Origin of the sequence: Klebsiella sp. WP8-S18-ESBL-06 (genome assembly GCF_014169755.1) — a bacterium.
Taxonomy (GTDB): Bacteria; Pseudomonadota; Gammaproteobacteria; order Enterobacterales; family Enterobacteriaceae; genus Kluyvera; species Kluyvera ascorbata_B.
Map to the genome: position 1 here is coordinate 4,892,266 of NZ_AP022256.1, position 15,916 is coordinate 4,908,181.

Annotated in this window: 15 protein-coding genes and 1 rRNA gene; 8 read left to right on the forward strand and 8 right to left on the reverse strand. The window is 53.9% G+C overall.

The features are described from left to right. Nucleotides 1-263 precede the first annotated feature (263 nt). The 4 genes from glnA (at nucleotide 264) to H7R76_RS23390 (ending at nucleotide 4,572) form a co-directional block, all read left to right on the forward strand. Nucleotides 264-1,673: a glutamate--ammonia ligase gene (gene glnA / locus H7R76_RS23375; RefSeq protein WP_064540489.1), complete on the forward strand. Its 1,410-nt coding sequence runs from the start codon at nucleotides 264-266 to the stop codon at nucleotides 1,671-1,673. 206 nt (nucleotides 1,674-1,879) lie between these two features. After that, a complete protein-coding gene (gene glnL / locus H7R76_RS23380; protein ID WP_106929266.1) occupies nucleotides 1,880-2,929 on the forward strand; it encodes a nitrogen regulation protein NR(II) in 1,050 nt (349 codons plus the stop codon). 9 nt (nucleotides 2,930-2,938) lie between these two features. After that, nucleotides 2,939-4,351: a nitrogen regulation protein NR(I) gene (gene glnG / locus H7R76_RS23385; protein ID WP_106929264.1), complete on the forward strand. Its 1,413-nt coding sequence runs from the start codon at nucleotides 2,939-2,941 to the stop codon at nucleotides 4,349-4,351. Nucleotides 4,352-4,464: 113 nt separating this feature from the next. After that, a complete protein-coding gene (locus tag H7R76_RS23390; protein ID WP_106929262.1) occupies nucleotides 4,465-4,572 on the forward strand; it encodes a YshB family small membrane protein in 108 nt (35 codons plus the stop codon). Nucleotides 4,573-4,641: 69 nt separating this feature from the next. On the opposite strand, the gene hemN is transcribed toward H7R76_RS23390, so the two are convergent. Both hemN and yihI read right to left on the reverse strand, forming a co-directional pair. Continuing rightward, nucleotides 4,642-6,015: an oxygen-independent coproporphyrinogen III oxidase gene (gene hemN / locus H7R76_RS23395; protein WP_106929260.1), complete on the reverse strand. Its 1,374-nt coding sequence runs from the start codon at nucleotides 6,013-6,015 to the stop codon at nucleotides 4,642-4,644. Between the two features lie 188 nt (nucleotides 6,016-6,203). After that, nucleotides 6,204-6,722, reverse strand: a complete 519-nt coding sequence (gene yihI, locus H7R76_RS23400) for a Der GTPase-activating protein YihI (RefSeq protein WP_106929256.1) — start codon at nucleotides 6,720-6,722, stop codon at nucleotides 6,204-6,206. A gap of 592 nt (nucleotides 6,723-7,314) precedes the next feature. On the opposite strand from yihI, the gene yihA reads away from it, so the two are divergent. After that, nucleotides 7,315-7,950, forward strand: coding sequence for a ribosome biogenesis GTP-binding protein YihA/YsxC (gene yihA, locus H7R76_RS23405; protein WP_106929254.1), 636 nt, complete (start codon nucleotides 7,315-7,317; stop codon nucleotides 7,948-7,950). A 159-nt stretch (nucleotides 7,951-8,109) separates the two neighbouring features. On the opposite strand, the gene spfP is transcribed toward yihA, so the two are convergent. Next, nucleotides 8,110-8,157, reverse strand: a complete 48-nt coding sequence (gene spfP / locus H7R76_RS25315) for a small protein SpfP (protein ID WP_071892919.1) — start codon at nucleotides 8,155-8,157, stop codon at nucleotides 8,110-8,112. A gap of 165 nt (nucleotides 8,158-8,322) precedes the next feature. Continuing rightward, nucleotides 8,323-11,124: a DNA polymerase I gene (gene polA, locus H7R76_RS23410; RefSeq protein ID WP_182966617.1), complete on the reverse strand. Its 2,802-nt coding sequence runs from the start codon at nucleotides 11,122-11,124 to the stop codon at nucleotides 8,323-8,325. A 396-nt stretch (nucleotides 11,125-11,520) separates the two neighbouring features. On the opposite strand from polA, the gene yihG reads away from it, so the two are divergent. Further along, nucleotides 11,521-12,429 carry a 1-acylglycerol-3-phosphate O-acyltransferase, YihG family gene (gene yihG, locus H7R76_RS23415; protein WP_106929250.1) on the forward strand — a complete coding sequence of 303 codons (909 nt, stop codon included), beginning with the start codon at nucleotides 11,521-11,523 and terminating at the stop codon, nucleotides 12,427-12,429. Nucleotides 12,430-12,444: 15 nt separating this feature from the next. On the opposite strand, the gene dsbA is transcribed toward yihG, so the two are convergent. From dsbA to H7R76_RS23430, 3 genes are all read right to left on the reverse strand, one after another. Continuing rightward, nucleotides 12,445-13,068, reverse strand: a complete 624-nt coding sequence (gene dsbA, locus H7R76_RS23420) for a thiol:disulfide interchange protein DsbA (RefSeq protein WP_106929248.1) — start codon at nucleotides 13,066-13,068, stop codon at nucleotides 12,445-12,447. 27 nt (nucleotides 13,069-13,095) lie between these two features. After that, nucleotides 13,096-14,082 carry a serine/threonine protein kinase gene (locus tag H7R76_RS23425; RefSeq protein WP_106929246.1) on the reverse strand — a complete coding sequence of 329 codons (987 nt, stop codon included), beginning with the start codon at nucleotides 14,080-14,082 and terminating at the stop codon, nucleotides 13,096-13,098. A gap of 75 nt (nucleotides 14,083-14,157) precedes the next feature. Further along, the gene (locus H7R76_RS23430; protein WP_035892297.1) at nucleotides 14,158-14,427 is read right to left on the reverse strand and encodes a YihD family protein; all 270 of its coding nucleotides are present in this window, start codon (nucleotides 14,425-14,427) and stop codon (nucleotides 14,158-14,160) included. A 126-nt stretch (nucleotides 14,428-14,553) separates the two neighbouring features. Between H7R76_RS23430 and mobA the strand changes: the two genes are divergently transcribed. Continuing rightward, a complete protein-coding gene (gene mobA / locus H7R76_RS23435; protein ID WP_374956753.1) occupies nucleotides 14,554-15,081 on the forward strand; it encodes a molybdenum cofactor guanylyltransferase MobA in 528 nt (175 codons plus the stop codon). Continuing rightward, complete coding sequence (mobB, locus tag H7R76_RS23440; RefSeq protein ID WP_106929242.1) at nucleotides 15,078-15,587, forward strand: molybdopterin-guanine dinucleotide biosynthesis protein MobB; 510 nt, start codon at nucleotides 15,078-15,080, stop codon at nucleotides 15,585-15,587. The genes mobA and mobB overlap by 4 nt, the downstream gene beginning before the upstream one ends. A gap of 148 nt (nucleotides 15,588-15,735) precedes the next feature. Here mobB and rrf read toward each other — a convergent pair. Further along, a 5S ribosomal RNA gene (rrf, locus tag H7R76_RS23445) occupies nucleotides 15,736-15,851 on the reverse strand. Nucleotides 15,852-15,916: the final 65 nt, after the last annotated feature.

Sequence of the window (15,916 nt, forward strand, 5' to 3'; positions counted from 1 at the left end):
TCACGGAGCATAAAAAGGGCACCTAATCACAATTTGCACCAATATGGTGCTCAACGCTCGCGTATAAGCACTATAATGGTGCAAAAAGACTATCATGGTGCAGCCATTTTGCACTATGGTGCGCATGATAACGCCTTTTGGGGGTGATTTAAAAGTTGGCACAGATTTCGCTTTATATTTTTCACGGCAACACCGCCACTTTTAAGCAGTGATTGAAGACCTCGTTACCACGACGACAATGACAAATCCGGGAGATGTAAAGTATGTCCGCTGAACACGTTTTGACGATGCTGAATGAGCATGAAGTGAAGTTTGTCGATCTGCGCTTTACCGATACCAAAGGTAAAGAACAGCACGTCACTATTCCTGCCCATCAGGTTAATGCCGAATTCTTCGAAGAAGGCAAAATGTTTGACGGCTCCTCCATCGGCGGCTGGAAAGGCATTAACGAATCAGACATGGTTCTGATGCCGGACGCATCTACCGCTCTCATCGACCCGTTCTTTGAAGAGTCTACCCTGATTATTCGTTGTGACATCCTGGAACCAGGCACCCTGCAGGGCTACGACCGCGACCCGCGCTCTATCGCGAAACGCGCTGAAGAGTACCTGCGCGCTACCGGCATCGCAGACACCGTTCTGTTCGGGCCAGAGCCAGAATTCTTCCTGTTTGATGACATCCGCTTCGGCGCATCTATCTCCGGTTCCCACGTGGCTATCGACGATATCGAAGGCGCATGGAACTCCTCCACCAAATACGAAGGCGGTAACAAAGGTCACCGTCCTGGCGTGAAAGGCGGTTACTTCCCGGTTCCTCCGGTTGATTCCTCACAGGACATCCGTTCTACCATGTGTCTGATCATGGAAGAGATGGGCCTGGTGGTTGAAGCGCATCACCACGAAGTGGCAACCGCTGGCCAGAACGAAATCGCGACCCGCTTCAACACCATGACCAAGAAAGCGGACGAAATTCAGATCTACAAATACGTTGTGCACAACGTTGCGCACCGTTTCGGTAAAACCGCGACCTTTATGCCAAAACCAATGTTTGGCGATAACGGTTCCGGCATGCACTGCCACATGTCCCTGTCCAAGAACGGCGTAAACCTGTTCTCCGGTGACAAATATGCGGGTCTGTCTGAGCAGGCGCTGTACTACATCGGCGGCGTCATCAAACACGCGAAAGCGATCAACGCCCTAGCGAACCCGACCACCAACTCCTACAAGCGTCTGGTCCCGGGTTACGAAGCGCCGGTTATGCTGGCTTACTCTGCGCGTAACCGTTCTGCTTCCATCCGTATTCCGGTGGTTGCATCTCCGAAAGCGCGTCGTATCGAAGTGCGCTTCCCGGACCCGGCGGCTAACCCGTACCTGTGCTTCGCCGCGCTGCTGATGGCTGGCCTTGACGGTATCAAGAACAAAATCCATCCGGGCGAAGCCATGGATAAAAACCTGTACGACCTGCCGCCGGAAGAAGCGAAAGAGATCCCACAGGTTGCAGGCTCTCTGGAAGAAGCGCTGCAGGCACTGGACGCAGATCGCGAGTTCCTGACGGCTGGCGGCGTATTCACTGATGAAGCTATCGACGCTTACATCACGCTGCGCACGGAAGAAAACGACCGCGTACGCATGACTCCGCACCCGGTTGAGTTCGAACTGTACTACAGCGTCTAAGACGTTTTGAGTTGTACTGTCTGGATGAGGTCGCGTCATTGCCGATGGGCGCTGGCGCGACAATCTGGAATTGAGTTGCCGTGGAAACTTTCAGCCCATCTCAGGATGGGCTTTTTTCTCCACCAACAACCTGATCTTCCGCGCTTTTTATCCGTAAAAAGCTATACTGCACTAAAACAGTGCAAGCCTTTTCAGGAGACTGCTAAATGGCAACAGGCGCACTGCCCGATGCTGGGCAGATCCTTAACTCGTTAATCAACAGCATTTTGTTGGTCGATGACGACCTCGCCGTTCACTACGCCAATCCGGCGGCGCAGCAGCTGCTGGCGCAGAGCGCGCGTAAACTTTTCGGTACTCCGCTTCCCGAACTGTTGAGCTATTTCTCGCTTAACGTCGGTTTAATGCAGGAGAGCCTGCAAACCGGCCAGGGGTTCACCGATAACGAAGTGACGCTGGTCATCGACGGTCGTTCGCACATTCTTTCGCTCACCGCCCAGCGGCTGCCTGACGGCTTTATTTTGCTGGAGATGGCACCCATGGATAATCAGCGTCGCCTGAGCCAGGAACAGCTCCAGCACGCCCAGCAGATTGCCGCACGCGATCTGGTCCGCGGGCTGGCACACGAGATTAAAAACCCGCTTGGCGGCCTGCGCGGCGCAGCGCAGCTGCTCAGCAAAGCGCTACCCGACCCAGCGCTCACCGAATACACCAACGTGATTATCGAACAGGCCGACCGCCTGCGTAATCTGGTCGATCGCCTGCTTGGCCCCCAGCATCCCGGTACGCATGTGACCGAGAGCATTCATAAAGTGGCCGAACGGGTAGTGAAGCTGGTGTCGATGGAGCTGCCGGAAAACGTCAAGCTGGTGCGCGACTACGATCCAAGCTTGCCGGAATTACCGCACGATCCCGACCAGATTGAGCAAGTTTTGCTTAATATCGTGCGTAATGCCCTTCAGGCATTGGGGCCAGAAGGCGGCGAAATTGTCCTGCGCACCCGTACTGCTTTTCAGTTAACGCTGCACGGCGTTCGCTACCGCCTGGCCGCCCGCATTGATGTCGAAGATAACGGCCCCGGCATTCCATCACATTTGCAGGATACGCTGTTTTATCCGATGGTCAGCGGGCGCGAAGGTGGCACCGGGCTGGGTCTGTCGATCGCGCGCAGCCTGATCGACCAGCACTCCGGCAAAATTGAATTTACCAGTTGGCCAGGCCATACCGAGTTTTCGGTTTTCCTGCCAATTAAAAAATAAGGTGTGTTTATGCAACGAGGGATAGTCTGGGTTGTTGATGACGATAGCTCCATCCGTTGGGTGCTTGAACGCGCGCTCACCGGCGCAGGGCTAACCTGCACGACATTTGAAGGCGGGAAAGAGGTGCTGGACGCGCTGGCCAGCAAAACCCCCGACGTACTGATGTCCGATATTCGTATGCCCGGCATGGACGGCCTGGCGCTGTTGACGCAAATCAAGCAGCGCCATCCGATGCTTCCGGTCATCATAATGACGGCACACTCCGATCTGGACGCCGCCGTCAGCGCCTATCAGCAAGGTGCCTTCGACTACCTGCCAAAACCGTTCGATATTGATGAGGCGGTGGCGCTGGTTGAACGCGCCATCAGCCACTATCAGGAACAGCAGCAGCCACGCAACGTTCAGGTTGACGGCCCGACCACCGATATCATCGGCGAAGCCCCGGCGATGCAGGACGTATTCCGCATCATTGGTCGCCTTTCACGCTCTTCCATCAGCGTGTTGATTAACGGCGAATCGGGTACCGGTAAAGAGCTGGTCGCTCATGCCCTGCACCGCCATAGCCCCCGCGTTAAGGCACCATTTATCGCGCTGAACATGGCGGCCATTCCAAAAGATCTGATAGAGTCCGAGCTCTTTGGTCACGAAAAAGGGGCCTTCACCGGCGCCAATACCGTGCGCCAGGGCCGCTTTGAGCAGGCCGACGGCGGCACGCTGTTTCTCGATGAAATTGGCGATATGCCAATGGACGTCCAGACCCGTCTGCTGCGCGTGCTGGCAGACGGCCAGTTCTATCGCGTCGGCGGCTACGCCCCGGTGAAGGTCGACGTGCGTATTATTGCCGCCACCCACCAGAACCTTGAGCAACGCGTGCAGGAAGGCAAGTTCCGCGAGGATTTGTTCCACCGTCTGAACGTTATTCGCGTCCATCTGCCGCCGCTGCGCGAGCGTCGGGAAGATATTCCGCGCCTGGCGCACCATTTCCTGCAGGTCGCCGCCCGTGAGCTGGGCGTGGAAGCTAAACTGCTGCATCCGGAAACCGAAGCGGCCTTAACGCGTCTGGCCTGGCCTGGCAACGTACGCCAGTTGGAAAACACCTGCCGCTGGCTGACGGTGATGGCCGCCGGGCAAGAGGTGCTGATTCAGGATCTGCCGGGCGAGCTGTTTGAAGCGAGCCTGCCCGACAGCACTAACGCCTCCTCGTTGCCGGATAGCTGGGCGACGCTGCTGGCGCAGTGGGCCGATCGCGCGCTGCGCTCCGGTCATCAAAACCTGCTTTCAGAAGCTCAGCCTGAAATGGAACGCACGTTGCTGACCACCGCGTTACGCCATACGCAGGGGCATAAACAGGAAGCCGCACGCCTGCTCGGCTGGGGGCGTAATACCCTGACGCGTAAGCTGAAAGAGCTCGGAATGGAGTAAGAACAGGGTGAAGTGTAAATATTGTGCGATTGGCGCAAGTTGCTGCAATTTTATACTTTACTGTTCCGATGAGTTAAGTATTATGCTGCCCGGCAATCCACGGGGGGACGAAAATGCTTGAGTCATTGATTAATCTGGTATCGAGCGGTGCGGCCAGCCACTCACCGCAAACGGCGATGGCCGCCGTGCTGTGCGCGGCGCTGGTAGGGCTGTTCAGCTAAGCCGGATGGCGCTAGCGCTTATCCGGCCTGTAGGCCCGGTAAGCGTAGCGCCACCGGGCGATATCAACACTAAATCACCCGCGAGAACTGCTGCATACGCGCCTTCTGGCGCAGATAAGCGTCAAAGCACATGCAGATGTTGCGAATCAACAGCCGGCCTTTAGCGGTTACCTGAATGCCCTTTTCATCGATATCCACCAGCCCATCTTTCGCCAGCGGAGCCAGCAGCGCCAGATCCTCGGCGAAGTAGTCGCCGAAATTCAGATCCCATCGTGTTTCTACTGCCGCGAAATCAAGGCTGAAATTGCAGATTAGTGCCTTAATCACGTCACGACGGATACAATCATCGCGGGTTAAAGCAATACCGCGCCACAGGGCATTCCCCTGCTCAGCCACCTGCTGATAATACAGCTTCAGCTCTTTCTGGTTCTGCGCGTAGCAGTCGCCAATCATGCTGATGGCAGAAACACCCATGCCCAGCAGGTCGGTATCGCCCTGGGTGGTATAGCCCTGGAAGTTGCGGTGCAGTACGCCTTCCCGCTGTGCCACGGCCAGCTCGTTGTCCGGGCGCGCAAAGTGATCCATGCCAATGAACTGATAGCCTGCCTGCGTCAGCGAGGCGATGGTCTCTTGCAGGATATCCAGCTTCTGCTGCGCCGACGGCAGATCGGCATCTTTAATCTTGCGTTGGGCGGCAAACAGCGTCGGCAGATGCGCGTAGTTAAACACGCTCAGCCGATCCGGGTTCAGCTCAGCCACGCGCTTGAGGGTAAAGGCAAAGCTCTCCGGCGTCTGCTTCGGCAGGCCGTAAATCAGGTCAATGTTGGTCGAGGTAAAGCCGATATCACGGGCGTGATTGAGCAGCGCAAAGATGAAATCTTCATCTTGCTCGCGATTCACTAGCCGCTGTACCTCTTTATTGAAGTCCTGGACGCCCATGCTCAGGCGGTTAAAACCTTCAGCACGCAGATGGTCAATCACATCGAGTTCAATTTCTCGCGGGTCGACTTCAATGGAGATCTCGGCGTCAGCATCAAAGTGAAAATGCGCGCGCAGTAACGTCATCAGGCGGCTGATTTGCGCCTTATTCAGATAGGTTGGCGTGCCGCCGCCCCAGTGCAGCTGGCTGACGTGGCGGCCGGTAAACAGCGGCGCACGCTGGCGAATCTCCTGCTCCAGAACGTCGAGATACTGGTCAGCTTTATGCTGCTGGCGGGTGACGATTTTATTACAGCCGCAGAAGTAGCAGAGCTTATGGCAGAACGGGATATGTACGTACAGCGACAGCGGCCGCTCTGGGTAACGCGCAACGGCGTCCTGAAACTCCGCTTCGCCAAAGGCGTCTGAGAATTCCAGCGCCGTCGGGTACGAGGTATAGCGTGGCCCGGAATAGTTATATTTCTGGATCAGGGCCAGATCCCAGTCGATTAACTGCACAGACATGCTCACTCCTTGCGATGGTGTCGAGAACGACGACGGCTTGCCGGCCTGGCCGCATGACGCAGCGTTAGCCGGTTGCGCAGCCAGTTTTGACGCCGCGACAACCGTCGTAGTTTAACGAATAACCACCCCAGATAACATATAACCAAAAGGGTTATAAGCAGGACGGGCAGGCCAATCGGGTGCAAACGTTACTTTCCGCCTCGCAGCAGACGCATCATGTCTTCTTTCTCTTCCTCTTCCTCTTCTTCTTCTTCGTCATCATCATAAGAGAGGCCGAGTTGCTGCATCAGTTCATCAATGCGGTCCAGCTTCGCGTCAACCCAGGTTTGCTCTTCAGCAGTCAGGGTTTCGCCTTCTTCCAGACGTTCCAGCAGCGCGTCCAGGCGCTCATCGGTCTCCAGCATATCCAGCTCAGCCTGCGGTGAAAGCATAGGTTTCTCGCTCTTCGGTTTGTGCTGCTTAACGACCGGCGCGTCGGTGACGCCCAGTGCGATCGGTTTTTTACTACCAATACGAGGATCTTTTTGCTGCTTCTGTTTATTGGAGCCCGATGCACCGTCACTGCCGCTGGCGCGGCTGCCCGGCGCATGGCCACGGTGCTTTTTGTCACGTTTACGGTCGCGAGCTTCCTGGTTCAGCTCTTCACGCGTTTTGCGACGCTGTTTGCCTGGCGCTTTACTGCGCGGCGCAGAGGTTGGTTTTTTCATGATGTCTGATCTTTTAAGCCGTTTTATTCAGTATAGAATTGAGGCGGAATCTAGCAGAAAGCAAACAAAGAAAAAAGGCGACAGAGTAATCTGTCGCCTTTTTTCCTGACTCACAACCCATTACGGGTTCTACATTCCGTGTTTGCTTTCAACGCACCCTGTTTATCCGTTAGCTCTATAACAGTCCCTGTTATTGTTCCCTTTCCTTGCGTAACGTCTCCAGACGTTGGTCATCCTGACAGATTCCGTAGGTCTTCGCCTCCTGGCGTTCCTGACCCCTCATCCTGAGTCTAAATCCTTCTGGCACCCTTGCCGATGGGTGCTACTTTACCGCGTTGAGTTAAACTAACAAGCAACAAATGAGTGAAAGTCTTACAAATGAGATTATTGCTCGCATGTAATATTATGATTTTAAATAATTTGAACATAATATAAGCAATATTTTCTCCTCAATGTCCCATAGCGAATAGAGCAAATGTCTTACAAACGTAAGGGCATTGGCTTACAGTTGAGGGGAGTGGAGGAAATCCAGCCTTTTTTTGCCGATCGGGTATAATCGCCCCCATTGCCTGATTTAACGGAGACGACCGTTTTGACTAACTGGAACTATCAACTGACGCACTTTGTCACCAGCGCGCCAGATATCCGCCACTTGCCTTCCGATACCGGAATCGAAGTGGCCTTCGCCGGACGCTCCAACGCGGGGAAATCCAGCGCCCTGAATACGCTGACCAACCAGAAAAGCCTGGCCCGCACCTCAAAGACGCCGGGTCGTACGCAGCTGATTAACCTGTTTGAAGTCGCCGACGGCAAACGCCTTGTCGACCTGCCGGGTTATGGCTACGCTCAGGTACCGGAAGAGATGAAAATCAAGTGGCAGCGTGCGCTGGGTGAATACCTGGAAAAACGTCTGTGCCTGAAAGGATTAGTGGTGCTGATGGATATCCGCCATCCGCTGAAGGACCTCGACCAGCAGATGATCGAGTGGGCCGTCGCCAGCGAAATCCCGGTTCTGGTGCTGTTAACCAAGGCAGACAAGCTGGCCAGCGGCGCGCGTAAAGCGCAGCTGAATCTGGTGCGCGAGGCGGCAATTGCCTTTAACGGCGATGTGCAGGTCGAAGCATTTTCTTCACTGAAAAAGCAGGGCGTGGATAAACTGCGTCAGAAACTGGACAGCTGGTTTAACGACATTCCTCCGCAGGAAGAAACGGAAGCAGCCGCAGAGTAACCCGCTCTATGTCCCGGATTGCGGCGCCTAGCGCCCTGTTCCGGGCACATTCTCTTTCGTCCCTACCCGTCTTTTTCACGCCAGGCCAACTGTGGCAAAACATTTCTTTCGCCCAATAAAAAACGCCCCAGTCATTACTGACTGGGGCGGCTAAAATATTCAGCCAAATCCGATTACGTGAAGTAAAAGGTCTGAAAGATAGAACATCTTACCTCTGTACCCTACGCGATTAACTCTACTCTTTTTTACGGCCGACAGAAAGCACTTTTTGTAGTTTTTTTTCAGTTGTTACATAACAAATTCTAATGTTCATCACAAAATTAGATAAGTTATGTTGCTTACTTACATAAAGCGCCGTTATTCATTGAACACTTAATGAGCTTGATCCCAGTTTTCACCGCTGCCCACTTCCACCAGCAACGGTACGTCCAGCGTGGTGCTGTTTTCCATGAGCTCATGCACCTTCTTCGACACCGCCTCAACATCGTCTTTATGCACTTCAAAGACCAGTTCATCGTGCACCTGCATAATCATTCGCACGCGCGGTTTCTCAGCTTCCAGCCAGCCGTCAACGGCAATCATCGCCCGCTTAATGATATCCGCAGCGGTCCCCTGCATTGGGGCATTTATCGCCGCGCGCTCTGCACCAGCACGACGTGCGGCATTGCTGGCTTGAATATCCGGCAAGTAAAGACGACGGCCATCAAGCGTAGCGACATAGCCCTGCTCTTTCGCCTGCGCACGCGTACGCTCCATATAGTCCAGCACGCCAGGATAACGTTCGAAGTAGAGATCCATATACTTCTGCGCTTCTTTACGCGGAATGTTCAGCTGGCGAGCAAGGCCAAAGGCACTCATACCATAGATCAGACCAAAGTTGATCGCCTTGGCGCTACGGCGCTGTTCGCCGGTCACGCTCTCCAGCGGCAGGCCGAAGACTTCTGCTGCGGTGGCGCGGTGAATGTCTTTCCCTTCGGCAAAGGCCTTCAGCAGGCCTGCGTCGCGCGAAAGGTGCGCCATAATACGCAGCTCAATCTGCGAGTAGTCGGCGGAGACAATGACGTAATCTTCCGGCGCAATAAACGCCTGGCGAATACGGCGCCCTTCGTCGTTACGTACCGGAATGTTTTGCAGGTTCGGATCGGTTGATGACAAGCGCCCGGTAGCGGTAACCGCCTGGTGATAAGAGGTGTGCACGCGGCCGGTTTTCGGGTTGATCATCAGCGGCAGCTTATCGGTATAGGTTGATTTCAGCTTCGCTAGCCCGCGGTATTCAAGGATCACCTTCGGCAGCGGGTAGTCCAGCGCCAGCTCTTCCAGCGCCTCTTCCGACGTGGACGGCGCGCCGCCCGGCGTTTTTTTCAGTGGCTTAATGCCTTGTTTTTCAAACAAAATAGTTTGCAGCTGTTTCGGTGAGGAGAGATTAAACTCTTCGCCAGCAATCTCGTAGGCTTTCTGCTCCAGCTCAACCAGACGTTTGGCAATCTCCTGCGAATGCGCGTGCAGCACGGCGGGATCGATCTTCACGCCGTTACGCTCGATGCGGGAGAGAACCGGCACCAGCGGCATTTCAATTTCGTTAAAGATACGCAGCGGGCCTTCGTTCTTTTGCAGCTTCGGCCACATCTTCAGGTGTAGCTGTAACGTTACGTCAGCATCTTCCGCCGCATAGCGCCCGGCTTCTTCCAGCGCAATCTGGTTGAAGGTGAGCTGGTTCTTACCTTTGCCGGCAATCTCTTCAAAGGTGATCGTCTTGTGCTTCAGCCAGCGGTCGGAGAGGCTGTCCATATCGTGACGCCCGGCGACGCTATTCAGCGTGTAAGATTCCAGCATCGTGTCATAAGCAATACCGCGCAGTTCAATGCCGTAATTGGCCAGAATACCGCGGTCGTACTTCAGGTTTTGCCCCACCTTCAGCAGCGAGTCATCTTCCAGCAGCGGCTTGAGCAGCTCAAGTACTCGCTCCCGCGAGATTTGCTCTGGCGCATCCAGATAGTCATGGGCCACAGGCACATAAGCCGCTACCCCTGGCTCGATGGCGAACGACAGGCCCACCATATTGGCGGAAATATTGTCGAGGCTGTCGGTTTCCGTATCAAAAGCAAACAGCGGCGCTTTCTTCAGCTTTTCAATCCAGCTCACCAGCGTCGCTTCATCGAGGATAGTGACGTAATTCTCCGCCGAGAGCGTTGCCGCCGTTTCTTCAACCTCAACCTCAACCTCAACGTCCGCAGCGACCGCTTTACCTGCGGGTTTCGCTGCCGGTTTAGCGCCTTTAGCCTGCATCCAGGTGCCGGACTCAACGTCGGTGATCCAGCGTTTAAACTCGTATTTCTTAAACAGCGCCAGCAGCTCATCCGCCGCCGGCTGCGCAACGGTCAGCTGTTCACAGCCAAGCTCCAGCTCAACGTCAGTTTTAATGGTCGCCAGTTTGTAAGAGAGATAAGCCAGATCTTTATTTTGCTCGAGCTTCGCCGCCATCGTTTTTGCGCCGCGGAAAGTAAGCCCGGCAATTTTTTCCGGTTCACCGTACAGCGTGTCCAGGCCACCAAGCCCTTGTAGCAGCGCCTGCGCGGTTTTCTCACCCACGCCAGGTACGCCAGGGATGTTATCCGAGGAGTCGCCCATCAGCGCGAGGAAGTCGATAATCAGCTCCGGCGGCACACCGTATTTGGTAACCACTTCGTCTGGGCCAAGGATCGTGTTGGTCATGGTGTTGATAAGCGTAATACCCGGCGTGACGAGCTGCGCCATATCTTTATCACCGGTGCTGATAAGCACCGGACGGCCTGCTTTTTCAGCTTCGCGCGCCAGCGTACCGATGACGTCGTCCGCTTCCACGCCGGAAACGGCCAGCAGCGGCAGACCCATCGCTTTCACCATGGTATGCAGCGGTTCAATCTGCGCGCGCAGATCGTCCGGCATCGGCGGCCGGTGGGATTTGTAGTCCTCAAACAGTTCATCACGGAAGGTTTTCCCCTTCGCATCAAACACCACCGCGGCATGCGTCGGCTGGTATTGCAGGATCAAGCTGCGCAGCATGTTCAGCACCCCGTACATAGCGCCTGTCGGCTCGCCCGCCCGGTTAGTCAGCGGTGGGAACGCGTGGTATGCCCGGTAGAGATAAGAGGATCCATCAACGAGGATAAGGGGGTTTTCTGGGATCTGAACCATAATTTCCGTGCCTGTTTATCAGATTATGGGTAAAGGATGCCACAGACGGCATGAAAACATGAATTTTTCGCCAAAATAACGCGAAAAGATTTAGAGATCTTCACGATCGCACGCAAATAAAATTGTGGATAACTTTGTGAATAGTTTTATTTTACTGATAACAAATGATATATAACCGTCGGTTAAATAAAAATTAATTATTAATTTTCAATGTATTATGAAAAGATCGCAGACTAAGAGTGCGATCTGGTGATAATTCACACTGTGTGGATAGAGATGCCGGTGATTTTTCTGTTTCAGTAAGACCCGTCATTTGGTGCGTTTTCTGATAAAATCAGCCCCTTGTGCCCTTTTATGCGTGCACGTTAAACAACTAACTATCTGAATAGAAACACTATGTCGAGATTGCTCGCGGCGATAACGCTACCCATCAGTATCGCACTCACCATTTTAGTGACGATTTTATGCTCCGTGCCGATTATTATCGCCGGGCTCATAAAACTCATTTTACCCATCCCGGTTATCTGGCGCTCGGTCTCGGTGTTCTGCAATTTCATGATGTACTGCTGGTGTGAAGGGTTAGCCGCGCTTCTGCATCTCAACCCCTGGCTAAAGTGGGATATTCAGGGGCTTGAATCGCTCAGCAAGAAAAACTGGTATCTGCTGATCTGCAATCATCATAGCTGGGCCGATATCGTTGTCCTGTGCGTGCTCTTCCGTAAGCACATCCCAATGAACAAATACTTTCTCAAACAGCAGCTGGCCTGGGTGCCGTTTATGGGCCTGGCATGTTGGGCGCTGGATATGCCGTTTATGCGCCGCTACTCGCGCAGCTACCTGATTCGCCACCCCGAGCGTCGCGGTAAAGACGTGGAAACAACCCGTCGTTCATGTGAGAAATTCCGCGCGCACCCGACGACTATCGTTAACTTTGTTGAAGGTTCACGCTTCACACCGGAGAAACGCCGTCAGACGCGCTCACCGTATCAGCATTTGCTGCCGCCGAAGGCCGCAGGGATTGCGATGGCCTTGAACGTGTTGGGGTCGCAGTTTGATAAGATGCTGGATGTCACGCTGTGCTATCCGGAAAACGACAAGACGCCGTTTTACGATATGTTGAGCGGCAGGCTGACGCGTATCGTGGTGCGCGTTAATCTGCGCCCTATCGATTCAGAACTGCACGGTGACTACGTTGGGGATAAGAACTTTAAACGTCGCTTCCAGCTTTGGCTGAACGGCATATGGGAAGAGAAAGACCAGCAGATAAAAACAATCAAAGCAGAATATAAAAACGCCGGTCACTGACCGGCGTTTTTATTTTTACTTCTTCTCAACCAGCTGTTTCACGGTATCCGCGTACTGCGCCACAAAGACATCCATATTGCTGGTGTCCATGCCCTGCGGGTTCAGCTGATATTTACCGTTAACAAACATCGCCGGCACGCCCTGCAGCTGCAGGTCGGACGCGGCTTTTTCCTGCTGTGCGACCAGCGATTTCACCACGAAGCTGTTCCAGGCGGCGTCATAATCTTCGCCCTTCACGCCCGCATCGGTGAACACTTTGCGGATATCCGCCACGGTCTGCACGGTCTGGTTTTTCTGCACGGCTTCAAACATTGGCGCGGTGATCTGATCTTCAACGCCCAGTGCCATCGCCACTGCCCACGCCTGCGTCAGGTCTTTGCCCAGCGGGCCCAGGAACTCAACGTGGTATTTGGTCATTTTGGTGCCTTCCGGCAGCTTTTTCTTCACGTTGTCAGAAACGTGCAGAACCTCTTCAAACTGATAGCAATGCGGGCAGTAGAAGGAGAAGAACTCCAGCACCTGCGGCTCGCCTGCAACCGGCTTATCGATCGTAATATACTGTTTGCCGTCGGTAATCTGTGCAGCGGATGCGCTGAATGCCAGAATCATACCTGCCAGCGCAAGCCAAACCTTTTTCATAACTCACTCTCTCCTGACTGTGTTGAATTAATACATTGGCGTTAACTGAAGCGGCGGTTCCTGGAGGACTTTCACCTGCTCCACAAAAGTAGCGATCTGCCGATGCCAGAAATCTTCCCCGGTTAACCAGGGAAAATTTTTCGGAAATGCAGGGTCATCCCACCGCCTGATTATCCAGGCAAGATAATAAACCAACCGCATTGCACGTAAAGGCTCGATCAGCGGCAATTCGTCTGAATTAAAGCGGCTGAACTCTTCATAAGCCTCAACAATTGTCTCTAGCTGCATACGTCTCTCGGCAAGGGAGCCGTTAAGCAGCATCCATAAATCCTGTACCGCCGGGCCGTTGCGCGCATCGTCGAGATCGACAAACAGCGGGCCATCGCGCCAGAGGATATTTCCGGCATGGCAATCACCGTGCAGGCGCAGCGCATCGAACCGGCCGTGCCAGAGGCCCATAACGGCATCAATAAGATCGTCGGTAGCCTTCAGGAAACGGTCTTTTAAACCAGCAGGGATCAACGCCGACTGCTCAAACACCGCGCGCGGCTCAATCAGGTACTCTTTCACGCCAATCGACGGACGAGCGGTAAAGCGGGATTTGCGCCCGGTTTGATGCAGACGCCCGAGGTAACGCCCCACCCATTCCATTTGATCCAGATTATCTGACTCAAACTGACGCCCTCCCAGGCTTGGGAAAACGGCAAAGTAGAAGCCTTCGTGGGTCAGTAAGGTTTGGTCATTAAAGATGAGCGGGGCTGCAACGGGCACCTCATCCTGAGCCAGCTCCAGCGCAAACTGGTGCTCTTCAAGAATCTGCGCGGCCGACCAGCGTTCCGGGCGATAAAACTTGACCACCATCCGGCGGCGGTCTTCGTCCTGGAACTGATAAACCCGATTCTCGTAGCTGTTAAGTGGGGTGAGACCAGAGTCCACCCGGATGCCCTGTTCAAAAAGGGCATCGATAATGGTATCCGGGTGGAGGGTCTGGAAAGTGAAAGCCTTGTCGTTCATCCTGGCATCCGATAACGATACGAATGGTTCAGGATATCATTTCATGCGGATTTCAGCGGCTCTGCTTACAACCTTTTACTCTTTAATCACGCCGCGCGCGCGCAGCAGCGCCGTTTTAAAGTCTTCTTCGTAATCTTTCTGAATACCCGGAATGACCGCATCTTTCGCCGAGTCGCGCATTTTCAGATGGTAGATCAGAATATCATCCGTTAAATCGGCCAATTCGCCGTCATAGCCTGACTCCTTCGCCAGTTTCTGCAAAAATTGCAGTAAATTCAGCTCTGGCTCTTTCTGCCAGGCCGGCTGGAGGAGTTCAATAACTTCATTCAGACGTTTACATTTCATGGTCGTGCTCCTTACGCTTGATAGAGACACGTTAGCAGGGTAATCCCCACAATAAAAGAGGCGATATTGGTGAATGCAGAGAGCCAGATAACCGGCGTGGTGCTGGCAGGGGGTAAGGCCTCCAGAATGGGCGGGCAGGATAAAGGCTTAATGCTGCTTAACGGGAAGCCACTGTGGCAACATGTGGCTGATTGTCTGCGCCCACAGGTGAACAACATGATCATCAGTGCGAATCGTAATCTGGATATCTATCATCAGAGCGGTTTGACCGTCATAACTGATACGCTATCAGACTTCCCGGGTCCACTGGCTGGGCTGTTATCGGCTATGCAGCAAACTTCCGCTGAATGGTTTTTATTTTGCCCCTGTGATACGCCCTTTATTCCTGCTCGGCTCGTCGAACGGCTGGTCACACAGCGTCACCATGCCCCCGTAGTTTGGGTTCATGATGGCGATCGCGATCACCCTGCCGTGGCGCTGGCTCATCGCAGCCTGGCCCCGTTGATTGAGGATTATCTTGCCCGCGGAGAACGTCGCGTAATGGTGTTTATGCGCCAGGTTGGCGGGCATTCCGTCGATTTTAGCGACATGAAAGCCGCATTCCGCAATATTAATACGCTGGAAGATCTGCAGACCCATCAGGAAAGAACATGATCCCATTGTTAGCAATTGCCGCATGGAGCGGTACGGGAAAAACAACGCTGTTGAAAAAGCTCATACCGGAGCTTTGTCTACGCGGTATTCGTCCAGGTCTTATTAAGCATACCCATCACAATATGGATGTTGATAAACCCGGTAAGGATAGTTATGAGCTCCGTAAGGCAGGTGCTGCACAGACGTTGGTTGCGAGCAGGCAACGCTGGGCGCTAATGACCGAAACCCCTGAAGAAACGGAGCTGGACCTGGCTTTTCTGGTCAGCAGGATGGACGCATCAACGCTGGATCTGGTGCTGGTGGAGGGGTTTAAGCACGAAGCCGTCGCTAAGATTTTACTGTTTCGCCAGGATGCTGGACATGCAGTAAGCGAGTTGACGATCGATGAACATACGATTGCAGTGGCCAGCGATATTCCGCTGAACGTTGGTGTGCCGGTACTGAATTTGAATAATGTGCCGGAAATAGTCGCGTTTATTGTGGCGTGGCTGGAAGCAAAATCGTAGGCCGGATAAGGCGTTCACGCCGCCATCCGGCGATGTGCGCCAGGTGTGCCTGAGGGCGCTGCGCTTATCAGCGCCTGCAGCATGATTATCCGGAAATACAGACGCAAAAAAGCCCATCCGTCAGGATGGGCTTCTTCACTTAATTGATGCCTGGCAGTTCCCTACTCTCGCATGGGGAGACCCCACACTACCATCGGCGCTACGGCGTTTCACTTCTGAGTTCGGCATGGGGTCAGGTGGGACCACCGCGCTACGGCCGCCAGGCAAATTCTGTTATCAGACCGCTTCTGCGTTCTGATGTAATCTGTAATCAATGCTGAAAATCGTCT